The sequence below is a fragment of the Methylobacterium nigriterrae genome, from assembly GCF_037106235.1.
In the GTDB taxonomy this organism is placed as follows: domain Bacteria; phylum Pseudomonadota; class Alphaproteobacteria; order Rhizobiales; family Beijerinckiaceae; genus Methylobacterium; species Methylobacterium nigriterrae.
The window spans coordinates 1-17,985 of sequence record NZ_JBAWTG010000037.1 but is presented as its reverse complement, the minus strand read 5'-3'; the positions used below and the strand labels follow the sequence as shown (position 1 = coordinate 17,985).

Annotated in this window: 16 protein-coding genes; 6 read left to right on the top strand and 10 right to left on the bottom strand. The window is 71.3% G+C overall.

Annotation, left to right across the window (positions count from 1 at the left end):
* Nucleotides 1–343 precede the first annotated feature (343 nt).
* From gatB to WDW90_RS19120, 5 genes are all read right to left on the bottom strand, one after another.
* Nucleotides 344–1,816 carry an Asp-tRNA(Asn)/Glu-tRNA(Gln) amidotransferase subunit GatB gene (gene gatB / locus WDW90_RS19140; protein WP_336489033.1) on the bottom strand — a complete coding sequence of 491 codons (1,473 nt, stop codon included), beginning with the start codon at nt 1,814–1,816 and terminating at the stop codon, nt 344–346.
* 74 nt (nt 1,817–1,890) lie between these two features.
* The gene (locus WDW90_RS19135; RefSeq protein WP_336489073.1) at nt 1,891–2,190 is read right to left on the bottom strand and encodes a hypothetical protein; all 300 of its coding nucleotides are present in this window, start codon (nt 2,188–2,190) and stop codon (nt 1,891–1,893) included.
* Complete coding sequence (gatA, locus tag WDW90_RS19130; RefSeq protein ID WP_336489032.1) at nt 2,187–3,668, bottom strand: Asp-tRNA(Asn)/Glu-tRNA(Gln) amidotransferase subunit GatA; 1,482 nt, start codon at nt 3,666–3,668, stop codon at nt 2,187–2,189. The genes WDW90_RS19135 and gatA overlap by 4 nt, the downstream gene beginning before the upstream one ends.
* 124 nt (nt 3,669–3,792) lie before the next feature.
* The gene (gene gatC / locus WDW90_RS19125) at nt 3,793–4,080 is read right to left on the bottom strand and encodes an Asp-tRNA(Asn)/Glu-tRNA(Gln) amidotransferase subunit GatC (RefSeq protein ID WP_336489031.1); all 288 of its coding nucleotides are present in this window, start codon (nt 4,078–4,080) and stop codon (nt 3,793–3,795) included.
* Nucleotides 4,081–4,205: 125 nt separating this feature from the next.
* Nucleotides 4,206–4,496 carry a hypothetical protein gene (locus WDW90_RS19120; protein ID WP_336489030.1) on the bottom strand — a complete coding sequence of 97 codons (291 nt, stop codon included), beginning with the start codon at nt 4,494–4,496 and terminating at the stop codon, nt 4,206–4,208.
* 120 nt (nt 4,497–4,616) lie between these two features.
* Between WDW90_RS19120 and WDW90_RS19115 the strand changes: the two genes are divergently transcribed.
* Together WDW90_RS19115 and ruvX are read left to right on the top strand one after the other, a co-directional pair.
* A complete protein-coding gene (locus WDW90_RS19115; RefSeq protein ID WP_336489029.1) occupies nt 4,617–5,192 on the top strand; it encodes an SMI1/KNR4 family protein in 576 nt (191 codons plus the stop codon).
* 47 nt (nt 5,193–5,239) lie between these two features.
* The gene (gene ruvX, locus WDW90_RS19110; protein ID WP_336489028.1) at nt 5,240–5,725 is read left to right on the top strand and encodes a Holliday junction resolvase RuvX; all 486 of its coding nucleotides are present in this window, start codon (nt 5,240–5,242) and stop codon (nt 5,723–5,725) included.
* 6 nt (nt 5,726–5,731) lie between these two features.
* Here the strand turns inward: ruvX and dprA are convergent, their stop codons facing one another.
* From dprA to WDW90_RS19090, 4 genes are all read right to left on the bottom strand, one after another.
* Complete coding sequence (gene dprA / locus WDW90_RS19105) at nt 5,732–6,940, bottom strand: DNA-processing protein DprA (protein ID WP_336489027.1); 1,209 nt, start codon at nt 6,938–6,940, stop codon at nt 5,732–5,734.
* A 115-nt stretch (nt 6,941–7,055) separates the two neighbouring features.
* A complete protein-coding gene (plsY, locus tag WDW90_RS19100) occupies nt 7,056–7,655 on the bottom strand; it encodes a glycerol-3-phosphate 1-O-acyltransferase PlsY (RefSeq protein WP_336489026.1) in 600 nt (199 codons plus the stop codon).
* Nucleotides 7,655–8,959, bottom strand: a complete 1,305-nt coding sequence (locus WDW90_RS19095; RefSeq protein WP_336489072.1) for a dihydroorotase — start codon at nt 8,957–8,959, stop codon at nt 7,655–7,657. The genes plsY and WDW90_RS19095 overlap by 1 nt, the downstream gene beginning before the upstream one ends.
* An 11-nt stretch (nt 8,960–8,970) precedes the next feature.
* A complete protein-coding gene (locus WDW90_RS19090; RefSeq protein ID WP_336489025.1) occupies nt 8,971–9,918 on the bottom strand; it encodes an aspartate carbamoyltransferase catalytic subunit in 948 nt (315 codons plus the stop codon).
* Nucleotides 9,919–10,108: 190 nt separating this feature from the next.
* Here WDW90_RS19090 and WDW90_RS19085 point away from each other — a divergent pair, with 190 nt between their 5' ends.
* The 3 genes from WDW90_RS19085 (at nt 10,109) to topA (ending at nt 14,952) form a co-directional block, all read left to right on the top strand.
* Nucleotides 10,109–10,990 (top strand): cytochrome b/b6 domain-containing protein, encoded by an 882-nt coding sequence (locus WDW90_RS19085; RefSeq protein WP_431311075.1) that lies wholly within the window; start codon nt 10,109–10,111, stop codon nt 10,988–10,990.
* Nucleotides 10,987–11,784 (top strand): molybdopterin-binding protein, encoded by a 798-nt coding sequence (locus tag WDW90_RS19080; protein ID WP_336489024.1) that lies wholly within the window; start codon nt 10,987–10,989, stop codon nt 11,782–11,784. Before WDW90_RS19085 ends, WDW90_RS19080 begins: the two co-directional genes overlap by 4 nt.
* Before the next feature lie 420 nt (nt 11,785–12,204).
* The gene (gene topA / locus WDW90_RS19075; RefSeq protein ID WP_336489022.1) at nt 12,205–14,952 is read left to right on the top strand and encodes a type I DNA topoisomerase; all 2,748 of its coding nucleotides are present in this window, start codon (nt 12,205–12,207) and stop codon (nt 14,950–14,952) included.
* Between the two features lie 70 nt (nt 14,953–15,022).
* Here topA and WDW90_RS19070 read toward each other — a convergent pair whose 3' ends face one another.
* Nucleotides 15,023–15,208: a hypothetical protein gene (locus WDW90_RS19070; protein WP_336489021.1), complete on the bottom strand. Its 186-nt coding sequence runs from the start codon at nt 15,206–15,208 to the stop codon at nt 15,023–15,025.
* Nucleotides 15,209–15,533: 325 nt separating this feature from the next.
* On the opposite strand from WDW90_RS19070, the gene parE reads away from it, so the two are divergent.
* A complete protein-coding gene (parE, locus tag WDW90_RS19065; protein ID WP_336489020.1) occupies nt 15,534–17,615 on the top strand; it encodes a DNA topoisomerase IV subunit B in 2,082 nt (693 codons plus the stop codon).
* Nucleotides 17,616–17,985: the final 370 nt, after the last annotated feature.

Below are 17,985 nucleotides of genomic sequence, written 5' to 3'. Positions count from 1 at the left end.
GTCGGGCCGGCCCAACGCCTTCGGTGAGGCGGTCCGGCACGCCAAAGCTGGAGGAGACAGGAATGACTCCACCTCAGCAGGAAGCCGCCTAGAGGGTACCGGGACCGGTTCGGCCCGAGGCCTAGCGGGAAACACACGAACAACGGGACGGAAGCGGCTCCAGGGGCGCAGAAGCGGCCGATACGGCGCGACTTCGAACACGCGACATGCCCCACCTTAAGCCGCTTCCGGCCGCGGATCGCGGCGGAGCCTTCAGCGCTCCTCGACACCACCGGAAACGTCGTGGCCCCCTCGCTCATCGCGAGCCGGGGATTTTGGCGCGGGCCGAGCCCGCGCCCGACCCCTAGTCGATGCCGAGCTTGGCTTTCAGCAGCGCGTTGACGGCAGCCGGGTTGGCCTTGCCGCCCGTCGCCTTCATGGTCTGGCCGACGAACCAGCCGAGCAGGGTCGGTTTCTCGCGGGCCTGCGCCACCTTGTCGGGATTCTGGGCGATGATCGCGTCGACCGCAGCCTCGATGGCGCCGGTGTCGGTGACCTGCTTCATGCCGCGCGTCTCGACGATTCCGCGCGGGTCGCCGCCCTCGGACCAGACGATCTCGAACAGGTCCTTGGCGATCTTGCCCGAGATCACGCCCTCGCCGATCAGATCGACGATGGCGCCGAGCTGCTCGGCCGAGACCGGCGTCTCCTCGATCGTCCTGCCCTCCTTGTTGAGGCGCCCGAACAGCTCGTTGATCACCCAGTTCGCCGCGGCCTTGCCGTCGCGGCCCCGCGCCACCGCCTCGTAGTAGTCGGCGGACGCCCGCTCGGCCACGAGCACGCCGGCATCGTAGGCCGAGAGCCCGAATTCGGAGACGAATCGCGCCTTCTTGGCGTCGGGCAGCTCCGGCAGCCCCTCGGCGAGCCCGTCGACGTAGGCCTGGTCGAATTCGAGCGGCAGCAGGTCCGGATCGGGGAAGTAGCGGTAATCGTGCGCCTCCTCCTTCGACCGCATCGGGCGGGTCTCGCCCTTGCCGGGATCGAACAGGCGCGTCTCCTGGTCGATCGTGCCGCCATCCTCGATGACCGCGATCTGGCGGCGCGCCTCGGTCTCGATCGCCTGCCCGATGAAGCGGATCGAGTTGACGTTCTTGATCTCGCAGCGGGTGCCGAGCGGCTCGCCGGGCCGGCGCACCGACACGTTCACGTCGGCGCGCAGGTTCCCCTTCTCCATGTCGCCGTCGCAGGTGCCGAGATAGCGCAGGATGGTGCGCAGCTTCGTCACGTAGGCGCGCGCCTCCTCCGAGGAACGGAGATCCGGCCGGGAGACGATCTCCATCAGCGCCACGCCCGAGCGGTTGAGGTCGACGAAGCTCTGGTTCGGGCTCTGGTCGTGCAGCGACTTGCCGGCATCCTGCTCGAGGTGGAGACGCTCGATTCCGACCGTGATCGACTCGCCGTCCGGAAGGTCGACGAGCACCTCGCCCTCGCCGACGATCGGGTCCTTGTACTGCGAGATCTGGTAGCCCTGCGGCAGATCCGGGTAGAAATAGTTCTTGCGGTCGAACACAGAGCGCAGGTTGATCCTGGCCTTGAGGCCGAGACCGGTCCGGATGGCCTGCGCGACGCATTCCCGGTTGATCACCGGCAGCATGCCGGGCATCGCCGCGTCGACCAGGGAGACGTTGTCGTTCGGCTCCGCCCCGAAGGCGGTGGAGGCGCCGGAGAAGAGCTTCGATCGGCTCGTGACCTGGGCATGGATCTCCATGCCGATCACGACCTCCCAGTCGTGCAGGCCGCCCTTGATCAGCTTCTTCGGGTTGACGGGTGCGTTCATGGTGGTCCGGGGCCGGATTGAGGATGCGGGACGGGGCCGGTCTCCCGGCAGTTACGGGCCGGTGCCGCCGCCGGTCAAGCGCGGGGCCGGATCGCGCGGCGCGCCAGGAAGGCGAGCACCGCCCAGGAGAGCGCCGCGACCGCGCGGACGGGAAAGAAGGTCGGCCCGTCGTGGCTCACCGGCGCCGGCCACGGGATGCCGAGGGCCGAGATCGCCCAGGAAGCCAGGACCGAGACGGCGAGCGCGATGATCGCCGCGATGAACACCTTGCCGAACTGGCTGGCGGACCAGCCGAGATAGAGCGCGAGCGCCACGAGGATCGGGTCGAAGGCGGCCCAGATCCAGACGGTCCAGGGATAGTAGGGGACGCTCACGCCCACCAGGCCCGGGGCAGCCTGGTGCGGCCGGCCGCCTCCTCGATGACCTGGGCGGCGGCGAACAGCGTCTCCTCGTCGAACGGGCGCCCGATCAGCTGGAGGCCGAGCGGCAGCCCCTGCGCGTCGAGGCCGGCCGGCACCGCGATGCCGGGAAGCCCCGCCATGTTCACCGTCACGGTGAAGACGTCGTTGAGGTACATCTCGACCGGGTCGGCCGAGGCCTTCTCGCCGATGCCGAAGGCGGAGGAGGGCGTCGCGGGCGTCAGGATCGCGTCGATGCCGGACGCGTAGGCCTGCTCGAAGTCGCGCTTGATCAGGGTGCGGATCTTCTGCGCGCGCACGTAGTAGGCGTCGTAGTATCCCGCCGAGAGCACGTAGGTGCCGATCATGATGCGGCGCTTCACCTCGCGGCCGAAGCCGGCCGCGCGGGTGTTCTCGTACAGGCCGACGATGTCGCGGCCCGGCACCCGCAGGCCGTAGCGGACGCCGTCGTAGCGGGCGAGGTTCGAGGAGGCCTCGGCCGGCGCCACGATGTAGTAGGCCGGCAGCGCGTATTGCGTGTGCGGCAGGGAGATCTCCCGGATCGTGGCGCCGGCCGCGCGCAGCCAGTCCGCGCCCTGGTCCCAGAGCCGCTGGATCTCGGCCGGCATGCCGTCGACCCGGTACTCCTTCGGGATGCCGATGGTGAGACCCTTGACGCCGCGCGCCACCGACGCCTCGAAATCGGGCACCGGCAGGTCGGCGCAGGTGGTGTCGCGCGCGTCCGGACCGGCCATGGAGCCGAGCAGGATCGCGCAGTCGCGCACCGTGCGGGCGATCGGGCCGGCCTGGTCGAGGGAGGAGGCGAAGGCCACCGTGCCCCAGCGAGAGCAGCGCCCGTAGGTCGGCTTGATGCCGACCGTGCCCGTGAAGGCGGCCGGCTGGCGGATCGAGCCGCCGGTATCGGTGGCCGTCGCCCCGAGGCACAGATGCGCCGCCACCGCGGCGGCCGAGCCGCCGGACGAGCCGCCGGGCACCAGCGGCGTCTCCGACCCGTTGCGCCGCCAGGGCGAGACGACGTTGCCGTAGGCGCTGGTCTCGTTCGAGGAGCCCATCGCGAACTCGTCGAGGTTGAGCTTGCCCAGCATCACGGCGCCGTCGCGCCAGAGATTGTGGGTCACGGCCGATTCGTAGTGCGGCTCGAAGCCCTCGAGGATCTTCGAGCCCGCAGTCGTGACCACGCCGTGGGTGCAGAACAGGTCCTTGATGCCGAGCGGCAATCCTTCGAGCGGACGCGCCGCCCCGCTCGCGATCTTGGCGTCCGAGACCTCGGCCATCCTCAGGGCGCGTTCGGGCGTCTCGAGCAGGTAGGCGTTGAGCGCCCGCGCCTTCTCGACGGCCGCGATATGCGCCTGCGTCAGCTCGCGGGCCGAGAAGGTCCCGGCCTTCAGGCCGTCGCGCGCCTCGGCGAGAGTGAGTTCGTTGAGTTCGGTCACGCTGTTCGTCCTCGGCCGCCCGTGCGGCGGGCTTGGCCCGTCCCGGGGATGGAGCCGGGGGTGGGCCGGAATGGGCTCTGCGTCGCTGGAAGCCGGCCGCGGCCGGCGGGCGCCCGGGGGCGCCCTACTCGACCACCTTGGGCACGATGAAGAAGTGATCCTCGGTCTCGGGTGCGTTGGCGACGACCTCCTCGGCCCGGCCGCCATCCGTCACCACGTCCTCGCGCTTCTTCATGCGCATCGGGGTCACCGAGGTCATCGGCTCGACATTCGCGACATCGACGGCGCCGAGTTGCTCGACGAAGGCCAGGATCGCGTTGAGCTCGCCCTGGAGCGGCGCGACGTCCTCCTCGCTCACCGCGATGCGGGCGAGATGCGCGATGCGCCGGACTGTCTGTGCGTCGACCGACATGCTGCCTTGCTCGTCTTGCGCGCTGGCTCGCCTTGCGCGCTGGAAGGTGAGGACCGCGCACCGCCCGCGGCGGGCGGCGCCGGTTCGGCGCGCTATAGCATCGGCCTTCCCGCGCCCGCAACGCGTCAGGTCACGACGTGATTCGGCGTCACCGAGATCTCGATCACGATGCCGGGCCGGGCATCGCGGAAGCCGGACTGCGCGAGTCCGAACACCACGAGTTCGAACGCCAGCAGCAGCATCAGCTTGTGCTTGCGCGGCATCGGGCGTCGCGCGGAGGCGGGCGCCGCCGTCCGCCCGACGGCGACGATGGCCTCGGTCGGCACCGTCCGGCGCGGCGCGACCGCTGCGCCCGTCCCGTCGGCGACGAGGCGCAGGAGCGGCCGCTCTCGCGAGGTCGGATTCGGCGCGGTCATGGCAGCCCGGGGCACAGGGTTAACGAAACGTTAAACGAGCTTATGGCGGAACCGGTGCCGGCGGGGCCAGAGCAACGTTTCGTTATGGTTAACGCGGCGCGATCAGAGGGAGGGGCTGCGATGTACGACGGGGTGTTCCGGGAGTTCCGGCGCGGCTTCGCCTCGAGCGAGGCCGAGATCGCGCGGGCGGAGGCGGCGCTCGGCTTCGCGCTGCCGGATTCCTACCGGAGCTTCTGCCGCGAGTGCGGGGCAGGGCGCGCCAACGCGCAGTTCCGGATCGCCACGCCCCTGCCCTTCGAGGCGCCCGATCTCGTCGCGCGCTCGGGTCTCATCGCCCACAGCGTCGGCGCGGCGATCCGGGCGCTCGACGACAACCCGGCCTTCGCGGGCACGCCGTTCCGCTTCGAGATCGAGGGCGGCGACACAGGGATCCTCGACCGGGCCTGCTTCTTCGGCGAGGGCGAGGACGGCGCCTTCCTGTTCTGGGACGTGCAGGGGACGGGCGAGTACGACATCTGGGTGATGGGTGCCGACCTCGAGACGGTCCGCTTCGGGGGCGAGACGCTCGTCGCGTTCCTGCGGGCGACGCAGGGGGCCGGGGTCCGCACCATCCTCGGCCCCGCCGCCGAGCCCCTGCCCGCGCGATTCGAGGGCATCGACGAGGCGATCCTGGCGCGGGCCGACGCGGACGGATAAGGCCCGACGGCGGACCTGCGCGGTAGCGGGCCAGGGAGGAGCGGCCGGTGAGCCCTGAAGAGATCAGCGCCTTCGCGGAGGCCTCGCAGGGCGGCCCGCGCCTCATCGGGATCGACCTCGGCACCAAGACGATCGGGCTCGCGCTCTCGGATGTCGGCCGCCGGATCGCCTCTCCGCTCGAGACGATCCGGCGGGTCAAGTTCACCCCCGACGTCGCGCGCCTGCGCGCGCTCTGCGAGCAGCATCGGGTCGGCGGCCTCGTGTTCGGCCTGCCTCTCAACATGGACGGAAGCGCGGGTCCGCGCGTCCAGTCGACCCGGGCCTTCGTCCGGAACTTGAAGCCGCTCCTCGACCTGCCGGTCCTGTACTGGGACGAGCGCCTCTCCACCGCGGTCGTCACCCGGGCGCTGCTCGAGGCCGACGCCTCGCGTGCGCGGCGCAGCGAGCTCGTGGACAAGCTCGCGGCCGCCTACATCCTGCAGGGCTGTCTCGACGCCATGCACCGGCTCATCGGGCCCGAGGAGGAGTTCTGAAGCGGTTCAGCCGATGAGCGAGACGGCGCCGCTGCCGTGACGCTCGATGCGGCCGTCGAGCTCGAGTTCGAGGAGCGTCGTCTGGACGATCCGCACGCCGAGCCCGGTCACCCGTGCCAGCTCGTCCGTCGTGATCGGCGCCGGGCTGAGGACGGCGATCAGCCGGGCACGCTCGTCCGCAGGCTCGACGAGGCCCGGCCTCTCGTCCTCCTGGCCCTCGGGATCCTCCGGCGCGTCGAGGCTCGGAACGGGAACCGGGATCACGTCGCCGTCGAAATCCGTCTCGTCCCAGAAGATCGGCGCATCGGCAAGGTCCGGCCGGTCGACCGCGAGTCCGGGGCCCGCCCCCTCGCCCTCGACCAGCGGCGCCAGGACGGCGAGGACGTGATCGACCTCCGCCACCAGGGTGGCGCCCTGGCGGATCAGGTCGTTGGTGCCCTCGGCGCGCGGATCGAGCGGCGAGCCCGGCACGGCGAAGACCTCGCGACCCTGCTCCAGGGCAAAGCGCGCCGTGATGAGGGACCCCGAGCGTCGTGCCGCCTCGACCACGACGGTCCCGAGCGACAGGCCGGAGATGATCCGGTTGCGCCTGGGAAAGTCGCGCCCGCGCGGCACCCAGCCCATCGGCATCTCCGCGACGACGGCGCCGCCCTGGTCGAGGATCGCCGCGACGAGGTCGGCGTGGTTCGTCGGGTAGATCCGGTCCTGGCCGCCCGCCAGCACCGCGACGGTGCCCGTGGTCAGGGCCGCCCCGTGGGCGCGCGCGTCGATGCCCCGGGCGAGCCCCGAGGCGACGACGAGACCGGCCTCGCCGAGGCCCCGGGCGAGGCGCTCCGTAAAGGCGAGCCCGGCGGCCGACGCGTTGCGCGAGCCGACGATCGCGACACTCGGGCGCCCCAGCGCGGCGGCGTTCCCCCGGATCGCCAGGAGGGGCGGCGCCGTCTCGGTCGCTTGCAGGGCCCTCGGGTAGTCGGGCTCGCCGAGCGCCACGAGGCGCGCCCCGATTCGGCCGGCCGCAGCGATCTCGGCCTCGGCCTCGGCCCGGGTCGGCGGCACGACGCGCCTGCCGCGGGTTCGGGTCAGCTCGGGCAGAGCCTCCAGGGCGGGCGCGGCCCCGCCGAACCGGTTGACGAGGCCGCGGAAGGTGCGCGGGCCGATCCCCTCGCTGCGGATCAGCCGCAGCCAGTCGATCCGCTGGGCGTCCGTGAGGTGCATGGCCCCTCCCCCGAAAGGCCGTCGAGCCGCCCCCGATGGGCGGAGCCGAGTCTTAGCACCGCGGCAGGGGCGCCGGCACGGGCGCCGCGTTCACGTTCGGCGGAGGCGGCCGGGCTCAGCCCTTCTGGCCGATCCGGCCCTCGGTGCCGGCCATGAGACGGCGGATATTCGGCGTGTGCTTCCACCACAGCAGGGCGGCGAGAACCAGGAACAGCAGGGCCGCGCGCGGCTGCCCGAGGGCCCAGAGCACGGCGGGCGTGGCGGCGGAGGCGACGAGGGCCGAGAGCGACGAGTACCGGAGCGCGAAGGCCAGCCCGAGCCAGAGCGCCGCGAAGGCCAGCACCGCGAGCGGGCTCAGCGCCAGCAGAACGCCGATGAAGGTCGCGACGCCCTTGCCGCCCCTGAATCCGAGCCAGGCCGGAAAGAGATGGCCCAGGAAGGCGCCGAGCCCGGCCGCCAGGGCCGCGTCCGCGCCGAACCGGGCGGCGAGCAGCACCGCGGCCGCGCCCTTGAGGGCGTCGCACAGGAGCGTTGCGGCCGCGAGCCCCTTGCGGCCGGTGCGCAGCACGTTCGTCGCCCCGATATTGCCGGAGCCGATCGCCCGCACGTCGCCGAGGCCGGCGAACCGCGTGAACAGGAGGCCGAACGGGATCGAGCCGAGGAGGTAGCCGCCGACGAGGCAGGTGGCGAGGATCGGCCAGGCGGCTTCCCCCATCACGCGGCCTCCGCGAAATCGTGGCCCCGGTGGACGATCCGGCCGCCGACGAGGGTCAGCACGGCCGCGCCCTGCAGGCGCGCCTCGTCGAACGGCGAGTTCTTCGAGCGCGACTTCAGCCGGCGCTTGTCGAGGAGGTAGGGCACGTCCGGATCGATCAGCACGAGATCGGCCGGGGCGCCCGCCGTGAGGCGGCCCGCCTCGCGACCGAGGATCCCGGCCGGGCGCGCCGAGAGCGCCTGCAGCAGCCTGGGCAGCGCGATGTCGCCGGTGTGGACGAGGCGGAGCGCCGCCCCCAGCAGGGTCTCGATGCCGAGTGCGCCGTCGGCGGCCTCCGCGAAGGGCAGGCGCTTGGTCTCGACGTCCTGCGGGTTGTGATCCGACACGACGACGTCGATCAGGCCCTCGTTCAAGGCCCGCACCACCGCCAGCCGGTCGGCCTCGCTCCGCAGCGGCGGCGAGAGGCGGCAGAAGGTGCGGTAATGCCCGATATCGCCCTCGTTGAGGACGAGGTTGTTCACCGACACCCCGCAGGTCACCGGCAGGCCGTCCTCCTTGGCGCGCCGGACGATCTCGACGGAATCCGCGCAGGAGATCATCGCCGCGTGGTAGCGCGTGCCGGTGAGCCGCACGAGGCGGATGTCCCGCTCGAGCATCACGGTCTCGGCCTCCCGAGGGATGCCCAGGAGACCGAGGCGCGAGGCCATCTCGCCCTCGTTCATCACGCCGTCGCCGACGAGGTCCGGCTCCTCCACGTGCTGCATCAGGAGCGCGCCGAAATCGTGCGCGTAGGTGAGCGCGCGGCGCATCACCTGCGCGTTCGTCACCGCCTTGAGGCCGTCGGTGAAGGCCACGGCGCCGGCCTCCTGCAGCAGGCCGAACTCGGTCATCTCCCGGCCAGCGAGGCCCTTGGTGATGGCTGCGGCCGGCAGGACATTGACGCTCGCGGTGTCGCGGGCGCGCCGTAGCACGAAGTCGACGATGGCCGGCCCGTCGATCACCGGGTTGGTGTCGGGCATGCACACGAGCGTCGTCACGCCGCCGGCGGCGGCGGCCGCGCTCGCGCTCGCGAGCGTCTCGCGGTGCTCCGCGCCGGGCTCGCCGACGAAGGCGCGCAGGTCGACGAGGCCGGTCGTCAGGACGTGGCCAGCGCAGTCGATCGTCTCGGCGCCCTCCGGTGCCGTGGGCGGCTGGCCCCAGGCGACGTCGGCGATCCGGCCCTCGCGGACGAGGACCGCGCCGGGCGCCTCGCGGAGGGTCGCGGGATCGATCAGGCGGGCGTTGGTGAGGAGGAGCGGGCGCAGGGACATGGGTCTCACGCGTTCGGCAGGTGGATCGCCAGAGCCTCCAGCACCGCCATGCGCACGGCGACGCCCATCTCGACCTGCTCGCGGATCAGCGACTGCGCCCCGTCGGCGATGTCGGAGGCGATCTCGACGCCCCGGTTCATCGGACCCGGATGCATCACGAGCGCGTCGGGCTTGGCGAGCGCCAGCTTGTCGCGATCGAGGCCGAAATAGCGGAAATACTCCTTCACGGAGGGCACGAAGGACCCGTTCATGCGCTCGCGCTGCAGGCGCAGCATCATCACAATGTCGCAGCCCGCCAAACCCGCGCGCATGTTCGTCGCGACCTCGACGCCGAAGCGCTCGATCCCCGTGGGCAGGAGCGTCGAGGGGCCGATCACCCGCACGCGCGCGCCGAGCGCCTGCAGCAGGATGATGTTGGAGCGCGCGACCCGCGAGTGCAGGACGTCGCCGCAGATCGCGACCTGCAACCCCTCGATGCCGCCCTTGTTGCGGCGGATGGTGAGCGCGTCGAGGAGCGCCTGGGTCGGGTGCTCGTGCGCACCGTCGCCGGCATTGACCACCGCGCAATCGACCTTGCGCGCCAGAAGATGCACGGCGCCCGCCGCGTGGTGGCGCACCACGATGATGTCGGGCCGCATCGCGTTCAGCGTCGCGGCGGTGTCGATCAGGGTCTCGCCCTTCTTCACGGACGAGGAGGCCACCGACATGTTCATCACGTCGGCGCCGAGCCGCTTGCCCGCGAGCTCGAAGGAGGATTGCGTGCGCGTCGAGGGCTCGAAGAACAGGTTGATCTGCGTGCGCCCGCGCAAGGTGTTGCGCTTCTTCTCGACCTGCCGGGAGATATCGACGGCGGCATCCGCCCGGTCGAGCAGGGCCTCGATATCGGGTCGCGACAAGCCCTCGATGCCGAGCAGGTGGCGGTGCGGGAAGCTCGGGGGACTGGGCGCGCTCATGCTGAGGCCGGGCTATAGGTCGCGGGCGGAGCCGCCGCAAGGCTGGTGCCGGCCCTCCCCCACGAAGGCGTGAAGTGCGCGCACCTCGCAACCTGCGCGGGCCGCCCGACGTATGGGCGGTAACTCCCGTGCGTCCGCGGCGAATGACAGCGGTCGACGAACGACGCCACCGAACCGCGAGCGACATCCCTTGGCTTCCCCATCGGCTCCGGCCCGCCTCGCGGGAGACGATTCCCGCTCGGCGCGGCTCCTGATCTTCCGCCATCCCCTGGTGATCCGCCTCGCGCACTGGATCAACGTCGTCTGCCTCGCCGTGCTTCTGATGAGCGGGCTGCAGATCTTCAACGCCCACCCGGCCATCTACTGGGGCGCGGCCTCGACATTCGATTCGCCCGCGCTCGCCATCACGAGCGACGAGGGGCCGGACGGCAAGCTGCGCGGGTTCACGCAGATCGGCGGCCGCCGCTTCGACACGACGGGCTGGCTCGGCCTCTCGCAGGTCGGGGGCGAGACGGCCGAGCGCGCCTTTCCGTCTTGGTCGACGCTTCCCGCGGGCCAGGATCTCGCGACGGGCCGCCGCTGGCACTTCCTGTTCGCCTGGGCCTTCGTGATCAACGGGCTCGTCTACCTCCTCTACGGGATCGGCAGCGGGCAGTTGCGGCGCCGCGTCATCCCGGACGGCGACCAGATCCGCGACATCGGCGGCTCGATCCGCGAGCACCTGACGCTGCACTTCCCGGAAGGCGAGGAGGCAAGGCGCTACAACGTGCTGCAGAAGCTGACCTACCTCGTCGTCGTCGCGATCCTCCTGCCCGTGATGGTGCTCGCGGGGCTCGCGATGTCGCCCGGGATGGATGCGGCCCTGCCCGTCCTCACCGATCTGTTCGGCGGCCGGCAATCGGCGCGCTCCGTCCACTTCATCGTAGCGAACCTCCTCGTGCTGTTCGTGCTCGTGCACGTCGTGCTCGTGCTGGTCTCGGGGTTCTGGAACAACATGCGGGGCATGGTCACGGGCTGGTTCGCGATCCGGTCGGACCGCGGCGCCGAGGTCAACGCGGGAGAAAGCCGGTGAAGCGCACGGCCCCCCATCGCCGCCGCGTGCTCCGGGGCGCGGCCGGACTGCTCGGCGCGGCGGCGCTCGGCGGCTGCGACCGGCTCGCCGGGACGCCGTTCGGCCAGCGCGCCCTCAAGCTCGGCGAGGACGCGAACCTGTTCGTGCAGCGCCTGCTCCTGACGCCGCAATCTCTGGCCCGAGAGTTCCCGGAATCCGCCATCTCGGCCGATTTCAAGCCGAACGGCACGATCGACCCGCCAGACGAAGCCTACAAGGCGCTCGTCGCCGACGGATTCTCGGGGTTCAAGCTCGCGGTCGGCGGCCTCGTCGAGGCGCCGCAGGCCCTCAGCCTCGCCGACCTGCGGGCCATGCCCGCGCGCACCCAGATCACCCGGCACGATTGCGTCGAGGGCTGGAGCTCGATCGGCCGGTGGACGGGCGTGCCCCTCGCCGAGATCCTCGCGCGCGCCGGGCTCAAGCCCACCGCTCGCTACATCGTGTTCCACTGCGCCGACACGATGGAACTCGCGGGCGGCGGCCTCGACGAGGCCGGCACGCCGATCCAGTACTACGAGAGCATCGACCTCACCGACGCCTACCACCCGCAGACGATCCTCGCCTACGACATGAACGGCCAGGCCCTGCCGGTGCAGCACGGCGCCCCCTTGCGCCTGCGCCTCGAGCGCCAGCTCGGCTACAAGATGGCGAAGTACGTGATGCGGGTCGAGGTGGTCGATTCCCTCGCGAGGTTCGGCGACGGCCGGGGCGGCTACTGGGAGGATCGCGGCTACGAGTGGTACGCCGGGATCTGACGGCGGGCCGGAAACGTCCGCTTTCGTACGAAACGCGCCTCGCCTCGTCCGTGCGGGCCAACCTGTTCACGCATCGTGGGCGGCAACGGGCTGAGACGGGCAACGCGCACCCGTTCCCGCACGGGAGAAGTGAGGCGTGCGCCGGCGTCGATGCGTGAATCCGGCGGGCCCGCGCGGGACGGGGACGCTTCGCCGACCGTCGCGGTGTCGAGGAGAAACGCCCCGCGACCCCGCGCGAACCATTCCGCTGAGACAACCCTCGCGGGCAAGCCCCGGCGTGCCGCGTCCCCGTGATTTGACAACCCGGCGCCCTTCCACCACTTCTCGCGGCGCAAGGTCCCTCCCCCGAGACGGCCGGCATCCGCGAAAACTGCATCTGACCGTCGTCACGGTGGACTCCGGCGAGAGGCTAAACCGTTCATGAAAGTCGTCGTCGTCGAGTCGCCGGCCAAAGCCAAGACCATCAACAAGTATCTCGGCCGCGATTACGAGGTCATCGCCTCGTTCGGGCATATCCGCGACCTGCCGGCCAAGGACGGCTCCGTCGACCCGGAGGCCGACTTCCACATGGTCTGGGAGCTGGAGGACCGCGGCTCGAAGCGCGTCTCCGAGATCGCCAAGGCGGTCAAGGGCGCCGAGAAGCTGATCCTCGCCACCGACCCGGATCGCGAGGGCGAGGCCATCTCCTGGCACGTCGTCGAGGCGCTCGCCGCCCGCAAGGCGCTCAAGGGCATCCCGATCGAGCGCGTCACCTTCAACGCCATCACCAAGGCCTCGGTCGAGACCGCGATGCGCCAGCCGCGGCAGATCGACCAGGCGCTGGTCGACGCCTACCTCGCGCGCCGGGCGCTCGACTACCTCGTCGGCTTCAACCTCTCGCCGGTCCTCTGGCGCAAGCTCCCGGGCGCCCGCTCGGCCGGCCGCGTCCAGTCGGTGGCCCTCCGCCTCGTCTGCGAGCGCGAGTACGAGATCGAGACGTTCCGGCCCCGCGAGTACTGGTCGATCGTGGCCACGCTGGCGACGGAGGCCGGCGGCGTCTTCGAGGCGCGGCTCGTGGGCGCGGACGGCAAGCGCATCCAGCGCCTCGACGTCGGCTCCGGCGACGAGGCGGCGTCGTTCAAGCGCGACCTCGAACTCGCGACCTTCAGCGTCGCCAGCGTCGAGGCCAAGCCCGCCAAGCGCCATCCGCAGCCGCCCTTCACGACGTCGACGCTGCAGCAGGAGGCCTCGCGCAAGCTCGGCATGGCGCCGGCCCAGACCATGCGGGTCGCCCAGAAGCTCTACGAGGGCGTCGAGATCGGCGGCGAGACGGTCGGCATCATCACCTACATGCGCACCGACGGCGTCGACATGGCGCCCGAGGCCGTCCAGGACGCCCGCCGGGTGATCGGGCGCGAGTTCGGCGATGCCTACGTGCCCGGCGCCCCGCGCAAGTACAGCACCAAGGCCAAGAACGCGCAGGAGGCCCACGAGGCCGTGCGTCCGACCGAGATGGGCCGCCTGCCCAAGCAGATCGCCCGCTACCTCGATCCCGAGCAGGCCAGGCTCTACGACCTGATCTGGACCCGCACGGTGGCGAGCCAGATGGAATCGGCGGAGCTCGAGCGCACCACCGTCGAGGTGGCGGCGCGCGTCGGTCCGCGCCGCATCGATCTCCGCGCCACCGGACAGGTCGTGAAGTTCGACGGCTTCCTCACCCTCTACCAGGAGGGCAAGGACGACGAGGAGGACGAGGAGAGCCGGCGCCTGCCGTCCATGAAGGCGGGCGACCCGCTCAGGCGCGAGCGCATCGCCGCGACGCAGCACTTCACCGAGCCGCCGCCGCGCTACTCGGAGGCGAGCCTCGTCAAGCGCATGGAGGAGCTCGGCATCGGCCGGCCCTCGACCTACGCGGCGATCCTGCAGACGCTGCGCGACCGCGAATATGTCAGGATCGAGAAGAAGCGCCTCGTGCCCGAGGACAAGGGCCGCCTCGTCACGGGCTTCCTGGAGAGCTTCTTCAAGCGCTACGTCGAGTACGATTTCACGGCCGACCTCGAGGGGCAGCTCGACCGGGTCTCGAATGCCGAGATCGACTGGCGGGAGGTGCTGCGCGACTTCTGGCGCGACTTCTCGGCGGCGGTGGGCGGCACCAAGGAGCTGCGCGTCGCCGAAGTGCTCGAGGCGCTGAACGACCTGCTCGGCGCACACATCTTCCCCGAGCGGGCGGACGGGTCGAATCCGCGCGCCTGCCCGAATTGCGGCTCCGGCTCCCTCTCGCTGAAGCTCGGCAAGTTCGGGGCCTTCGTGGGCTGCTCGAACTACCCCGAGTGCAAGTACACGCGCCAGCTCTCCGCGACGGGCATCGAGGGCGAGGGCGACGGCGCCTCGGCCGACGGGGCGCAGCCCGGCACCCGCGTGCTCGGCAACGATCCCGTCACGGGCTTGCCCGTCACGCTGCGGGACGGCCGCTTCGGGCCCTTCGTGCAGCTCGGCGAGGCATCCGCCGAGAAGGGCGCCGAGAAGCCGAAGCGCTCCTCCCTGCCAAAAGGGCTCAGTGCCTCGGCCGTCGACCTGGAGAAGGCGCTGCGGCTCCTGGCGCTTCCCCGCGAGGTGGCGCGCCATCCCGAGAGCGGCGAGCCGATCCTGGCCAATCTCGGCCGCTTCGGCCCCTACGTGCAGCACGGCAAGACCTACGCGAATCTCGGGCGCGACGACGACGTGCTGGAGATCGGCGCGAACCGGGCGATCGACCTCATCGTCGCCAAGGAGCAGGGCGGCGGGCGCGGGCGCCCGTCCTCCGACCCCGGCCGGGCACTCGGCACCGACGAGACCACCGGCCGGGCCCTCGTGGTGAAGGCCGGCAAGTACGGGCCCTACGTGACGGACGGCGAGACCAACGCGACCCTGCCGAAGTCGATGAGCGCCGAGGCGCTGACGCTCGCGGAGGGCATCGCCCTCGTCAACGCCAAGCGCGCCGCCGGCGGCGGCAAGGTCCCGGCCCGCGGCCGCAAGGGTGCGGCGCCGCGCAAGGCGGCCGCGCGGACGGCGCAGGCGGATGGCGACGAGACGGCGCCCGAGAAGCGGGCTGCCCCCAAGAAGCGGGCTGCCGCGAAGCCCGCGGGCAAGACCGGCGCCAAGACCGCGCCTGCCGTCAAGGCGGCCGCGAAGAAGGCGGCGGGGGGCTGAGGAATCCGGCCGCCCCGCGCGGTGGCTGCGGCTCGTCCGAACCGCGATGAGCGGGGACGGCGGCCGCGGCTCAGACGAGGTAGGTGATCGTGGCGGCGAGCGCGGTCGCGAAGGTGGCGAGGGCGACGACGGTCGGCGTCACGACGATGCCGCGCCCGACGCGGCCGCCCTCTTCCGCGAACCCGAACGCCTCGCCCGCGACGCGCTCGCAGCGCGCGAGGGCGATGTGGCGGGCTTGCGCTGCGGCGTTGCTCATCAGGTTCCCGCTCCCTCCACGTGCCGCGCGCGGCACGGCCAAGCTTTGCCGTATCAATGCGCGGATGCGCCTGAAGGTTCCCTGAACTGGCGCGTGAGGCGATCTTAACCATCCTGCCGCATCAGTTTGATGACGACCGCACGATCCGGCGCGGGAGGAGCATCCGGTCCGCGCGCGGCGCGGTTGGTTCGGCGCCCGTGCGCGTGCGATGGTCCACCGCACGGTTCTGCGGAACGAGCGCTTTGATGTTTCCGGTTTGTTCCGGTAGAACGAGCGGATGAAGGCGAATGCTGCGAGACGAAATTCACCTGCACGGGGGACGCGCGTGAGCGATCCGGCACGTGATCTGTTCGGGCCGGGGACGAAGGGGGCCTCTCTCTCGCAGCTGCCGACGGCCGGCGAGGGCGAGCGGCGGCGCAAGCTCGGCCCCGCGCCTTCGGCCCCGCCGCACGCCGTCCCGGATGCGGCCGAGGCCGGCTACGACGCCTCCGCCATCGAGGTGCTGGAGGGGCTGGAGCCGGTGCGGCGGCGGCCCGGCATGTATATCGGCGGCACGGATGAGCGCGCGCTCCACCACCTCTTCGCCGAGGTGATCGACAACGCGATGGACGAGGCGGTGGCCGGCCACGCCACCTTCATCGAGGTGGAGCTTGAGGAAGGCGGCGCCCTCGTCGTCACCGACAACGGCCGCGGCATCCCGGTCGACCCGCACCCGAAATTCCCGGGAAAGTCCGCGCTCGAAGTCATCATGACGACGCTGCACGCGGGCGGAAAGTTCGATTCGAAGGTCTACGAGACCTCCGGCGGCCTGCACGGCGTCGGCATCTCGGTGGTGAACGCCCTGTCCGACCTCCTCGAGGTCGAGGTCGCCCGCAACCAGACGCTCTACCGCCAGACCTTCTCGCGGGGCCATGCGCAGGGGGCGCTGGAGACGGTCGGCCGCGTGCAGAACCGGCGCGGCACCCGGGTCCGGTTCCATCCGGACGCCGAGATCTTCGGCTCGCTGAAGTTCGATCCGCGCCGCCTGTTCAAGATGGCCCGCTCCAAGGCCTACCTGTTCGGCGGCGTCGAGATCCGCTGGCGCTGCGCGTCCGCCCTCCTCGAGGGGCTCCCCGACGTGCCGCCGGAGGCCGTGCACCGCTTCCCCGGTGGACTGCGCGACTATCTCGCCCGCGACATCGACGGGAAGGAGCTCGTCACCGACGCGATCTTCTCCGGCAAGGTGACGAGGCCGGGCAGCCACGGCTCGCTGGAATGGGCGGTGGCCTGGATGGTCACCGACGACGGCGTCTCGTCCTCCTACTGCAACACCATCCCGACGCCGGACGGCGGCACCCACGAATCGGGCCTGCGCGTCGCTCTCCTGCGGGCCTTGCGCGAGCACGCCGAGCGCGTGAACCAGGCCAAGCGCATGGCGGCGGTGACCACCGACGACGTGATGGCGACCTGCGCGTCGATGCTCTCGGTCTTCATCCGCGAGCCCGAGTTCCAGGGCCAGACCAAGGACAAGCTCGCGACGGTGGAGGCCTCACGCATCGTCGAGACGGCGATCCGCGACGCCTTCGACCACTGGCTCGCGGATTCGCCGACCCAGGCCAACAAGCTGCTCGATTGGGTGATCGACCGGGCGGAGGAGCGCCTGCGCCGCCGCCAGGAGAAGGAGGTCGCCCGCAAGACCGCGACCCGCAAGCTCCGCCTGCCCGGCAAGCTCGCGGATTGCTCGGCGGCCGGCATGGCGGGCTCCGAGATCTTCATCGTCGAGGGCGATTCGGCCGGCGGCTCCGCCAAGCAGGCGCGTGACCGCCAGACCCAGGCCATCTTGCCCCTGCGCGGAAAAATCCTGAACGTCGCCTCGGCGAGCCGGGACAAGCTCGGCGCGAACCAGCTCATCAGCGACCTGACCCAGGCGCTCGGCTGCGGCACCGGCAGCCATTACCGCGAGGAGGATCTCCGCTACGAGAAGGTGGTGATCATGACGGATGCGGACGTCGACGGCGCCCACATCGCCTCGCTGCTGATCACCTTCTTTTACCGGCAGATGCCCAAGCTCATCGACAAGGGGCATCTCTACCTCGCGATCCCGCCGCTCTACCGGCTGCAGCAGGGCACGAAGACGGCCTATGCCCGCGACGATGCCCACAAGGATCAGCTGATCAGGACGGTGTTCAAGAACGGCAAGGTCGAGATCGGCCGCTTCAAGGGCCTCGGCGAGATGATGCCGGCCCAGCTGAAGGAGACCACCATGGACCCGAAGAAGCGCACGCTTCTGCGGGTCGCAGTGCTCGACGAGGCGCGCGAATCCACCGGCGACACGGTGGACCGCCTGATGGGCAACAAGCCCGAGGCGCGCTTCGCCTTCATCTCCGAGCGTGCCGCCTTCGCGGACGGGGCCGAGCTCGACATCTGATCCCGGATCGGGCGCCGAGGCAGCGGCCCGGCCGCGGGGCCGGGCCGCCGCCTCGGCGCATGATCGGACCTTCGGCCGTCGCGAGAGCTGACGGCTCGGCTGCTGCCGCGGGCAAGGATCCGCGCCCCGAGGCGCGTGGCGGCCCCGGCGGCAAGGCATCCTCCCTGATCTCCGGGCCACGGACAGCGCGCCCGTCATGGCGCCGCAGTGTCGCGCCCCGAACCCGCCGCGTCGGCGGACGATGCTGCACCAATCGCGCCGGCGGCGGTGTTTTGGGGCGACGAAAAAAGCCCGGCCTCTCGGCCGGGCTTGTCGTGAGTGTGGCGGGATCGGGCTTGGATCCGCGCGGGGATCGTGGGGTCGGCTCAGT

Coding starts and splice junctions, on each gene's coding strand:
- WDW90_RS19070 (WP_336489021.1), bottom strand. CDS start 15,208: ATGAGCAACGCCGCAGCGCAAGCCCGCCACATCGCCCTCGCGCGCTGC.
- gatC (WP_336489031.1), bottom strand. CDS start 4,080: ATGTCGGTCGACGCACAGACAGTCCGGCGCATCGCGCATCTCGCCCGC.
- gatB (WP_336489033.1), bottom strand. CDS start 1,816: ATGAACGCACCCGTCAACCCGAAGAAGCTGATCAAGGGCGGCCTGCAC.
- WDW90_RS19090 (WP_336489025.1), bottom strand. CDS start 9,918: ATGAGCGCGCCCAGTCCCCCGAGCTTCCCGCACCGCCACCTGCTCGGC.
- plsY (WP_336489026.1), bottom strand. CDS start 7,655: ATGGGGGAAGCCGCCTGGCCGATCCTCGCCACCTGCCTCGTCGGCGGC.
- dprA (WP_336489027.1), bottom strand. CDS start 6,940: ATGCACCTCACGGACGCCCAGCGGATCGACTGGCTGCGGCTGATCCGC.
- topA (WP_336489022.1), top strand. CDS start 12,205: ATGAAAGTCGTCGTCGTCGAGTCGCCGGCCAAAGCCAAGACCATCAAC.
- WDW90_RS19115 (WP_336489029.1), top strand. CDS start 4,617: ATGTACGACGGGGTGTTCCGGGAGTTCCGGCGCGGCTTCGCCTCGAGC.
- WDW90_RS19120 (WP_336489030.1), bottom strand. CDS start 4,496: ATGACCGCGCCGAATCCGACCTCGCGAGAGCGGCCGCTCCTGCGCCTC.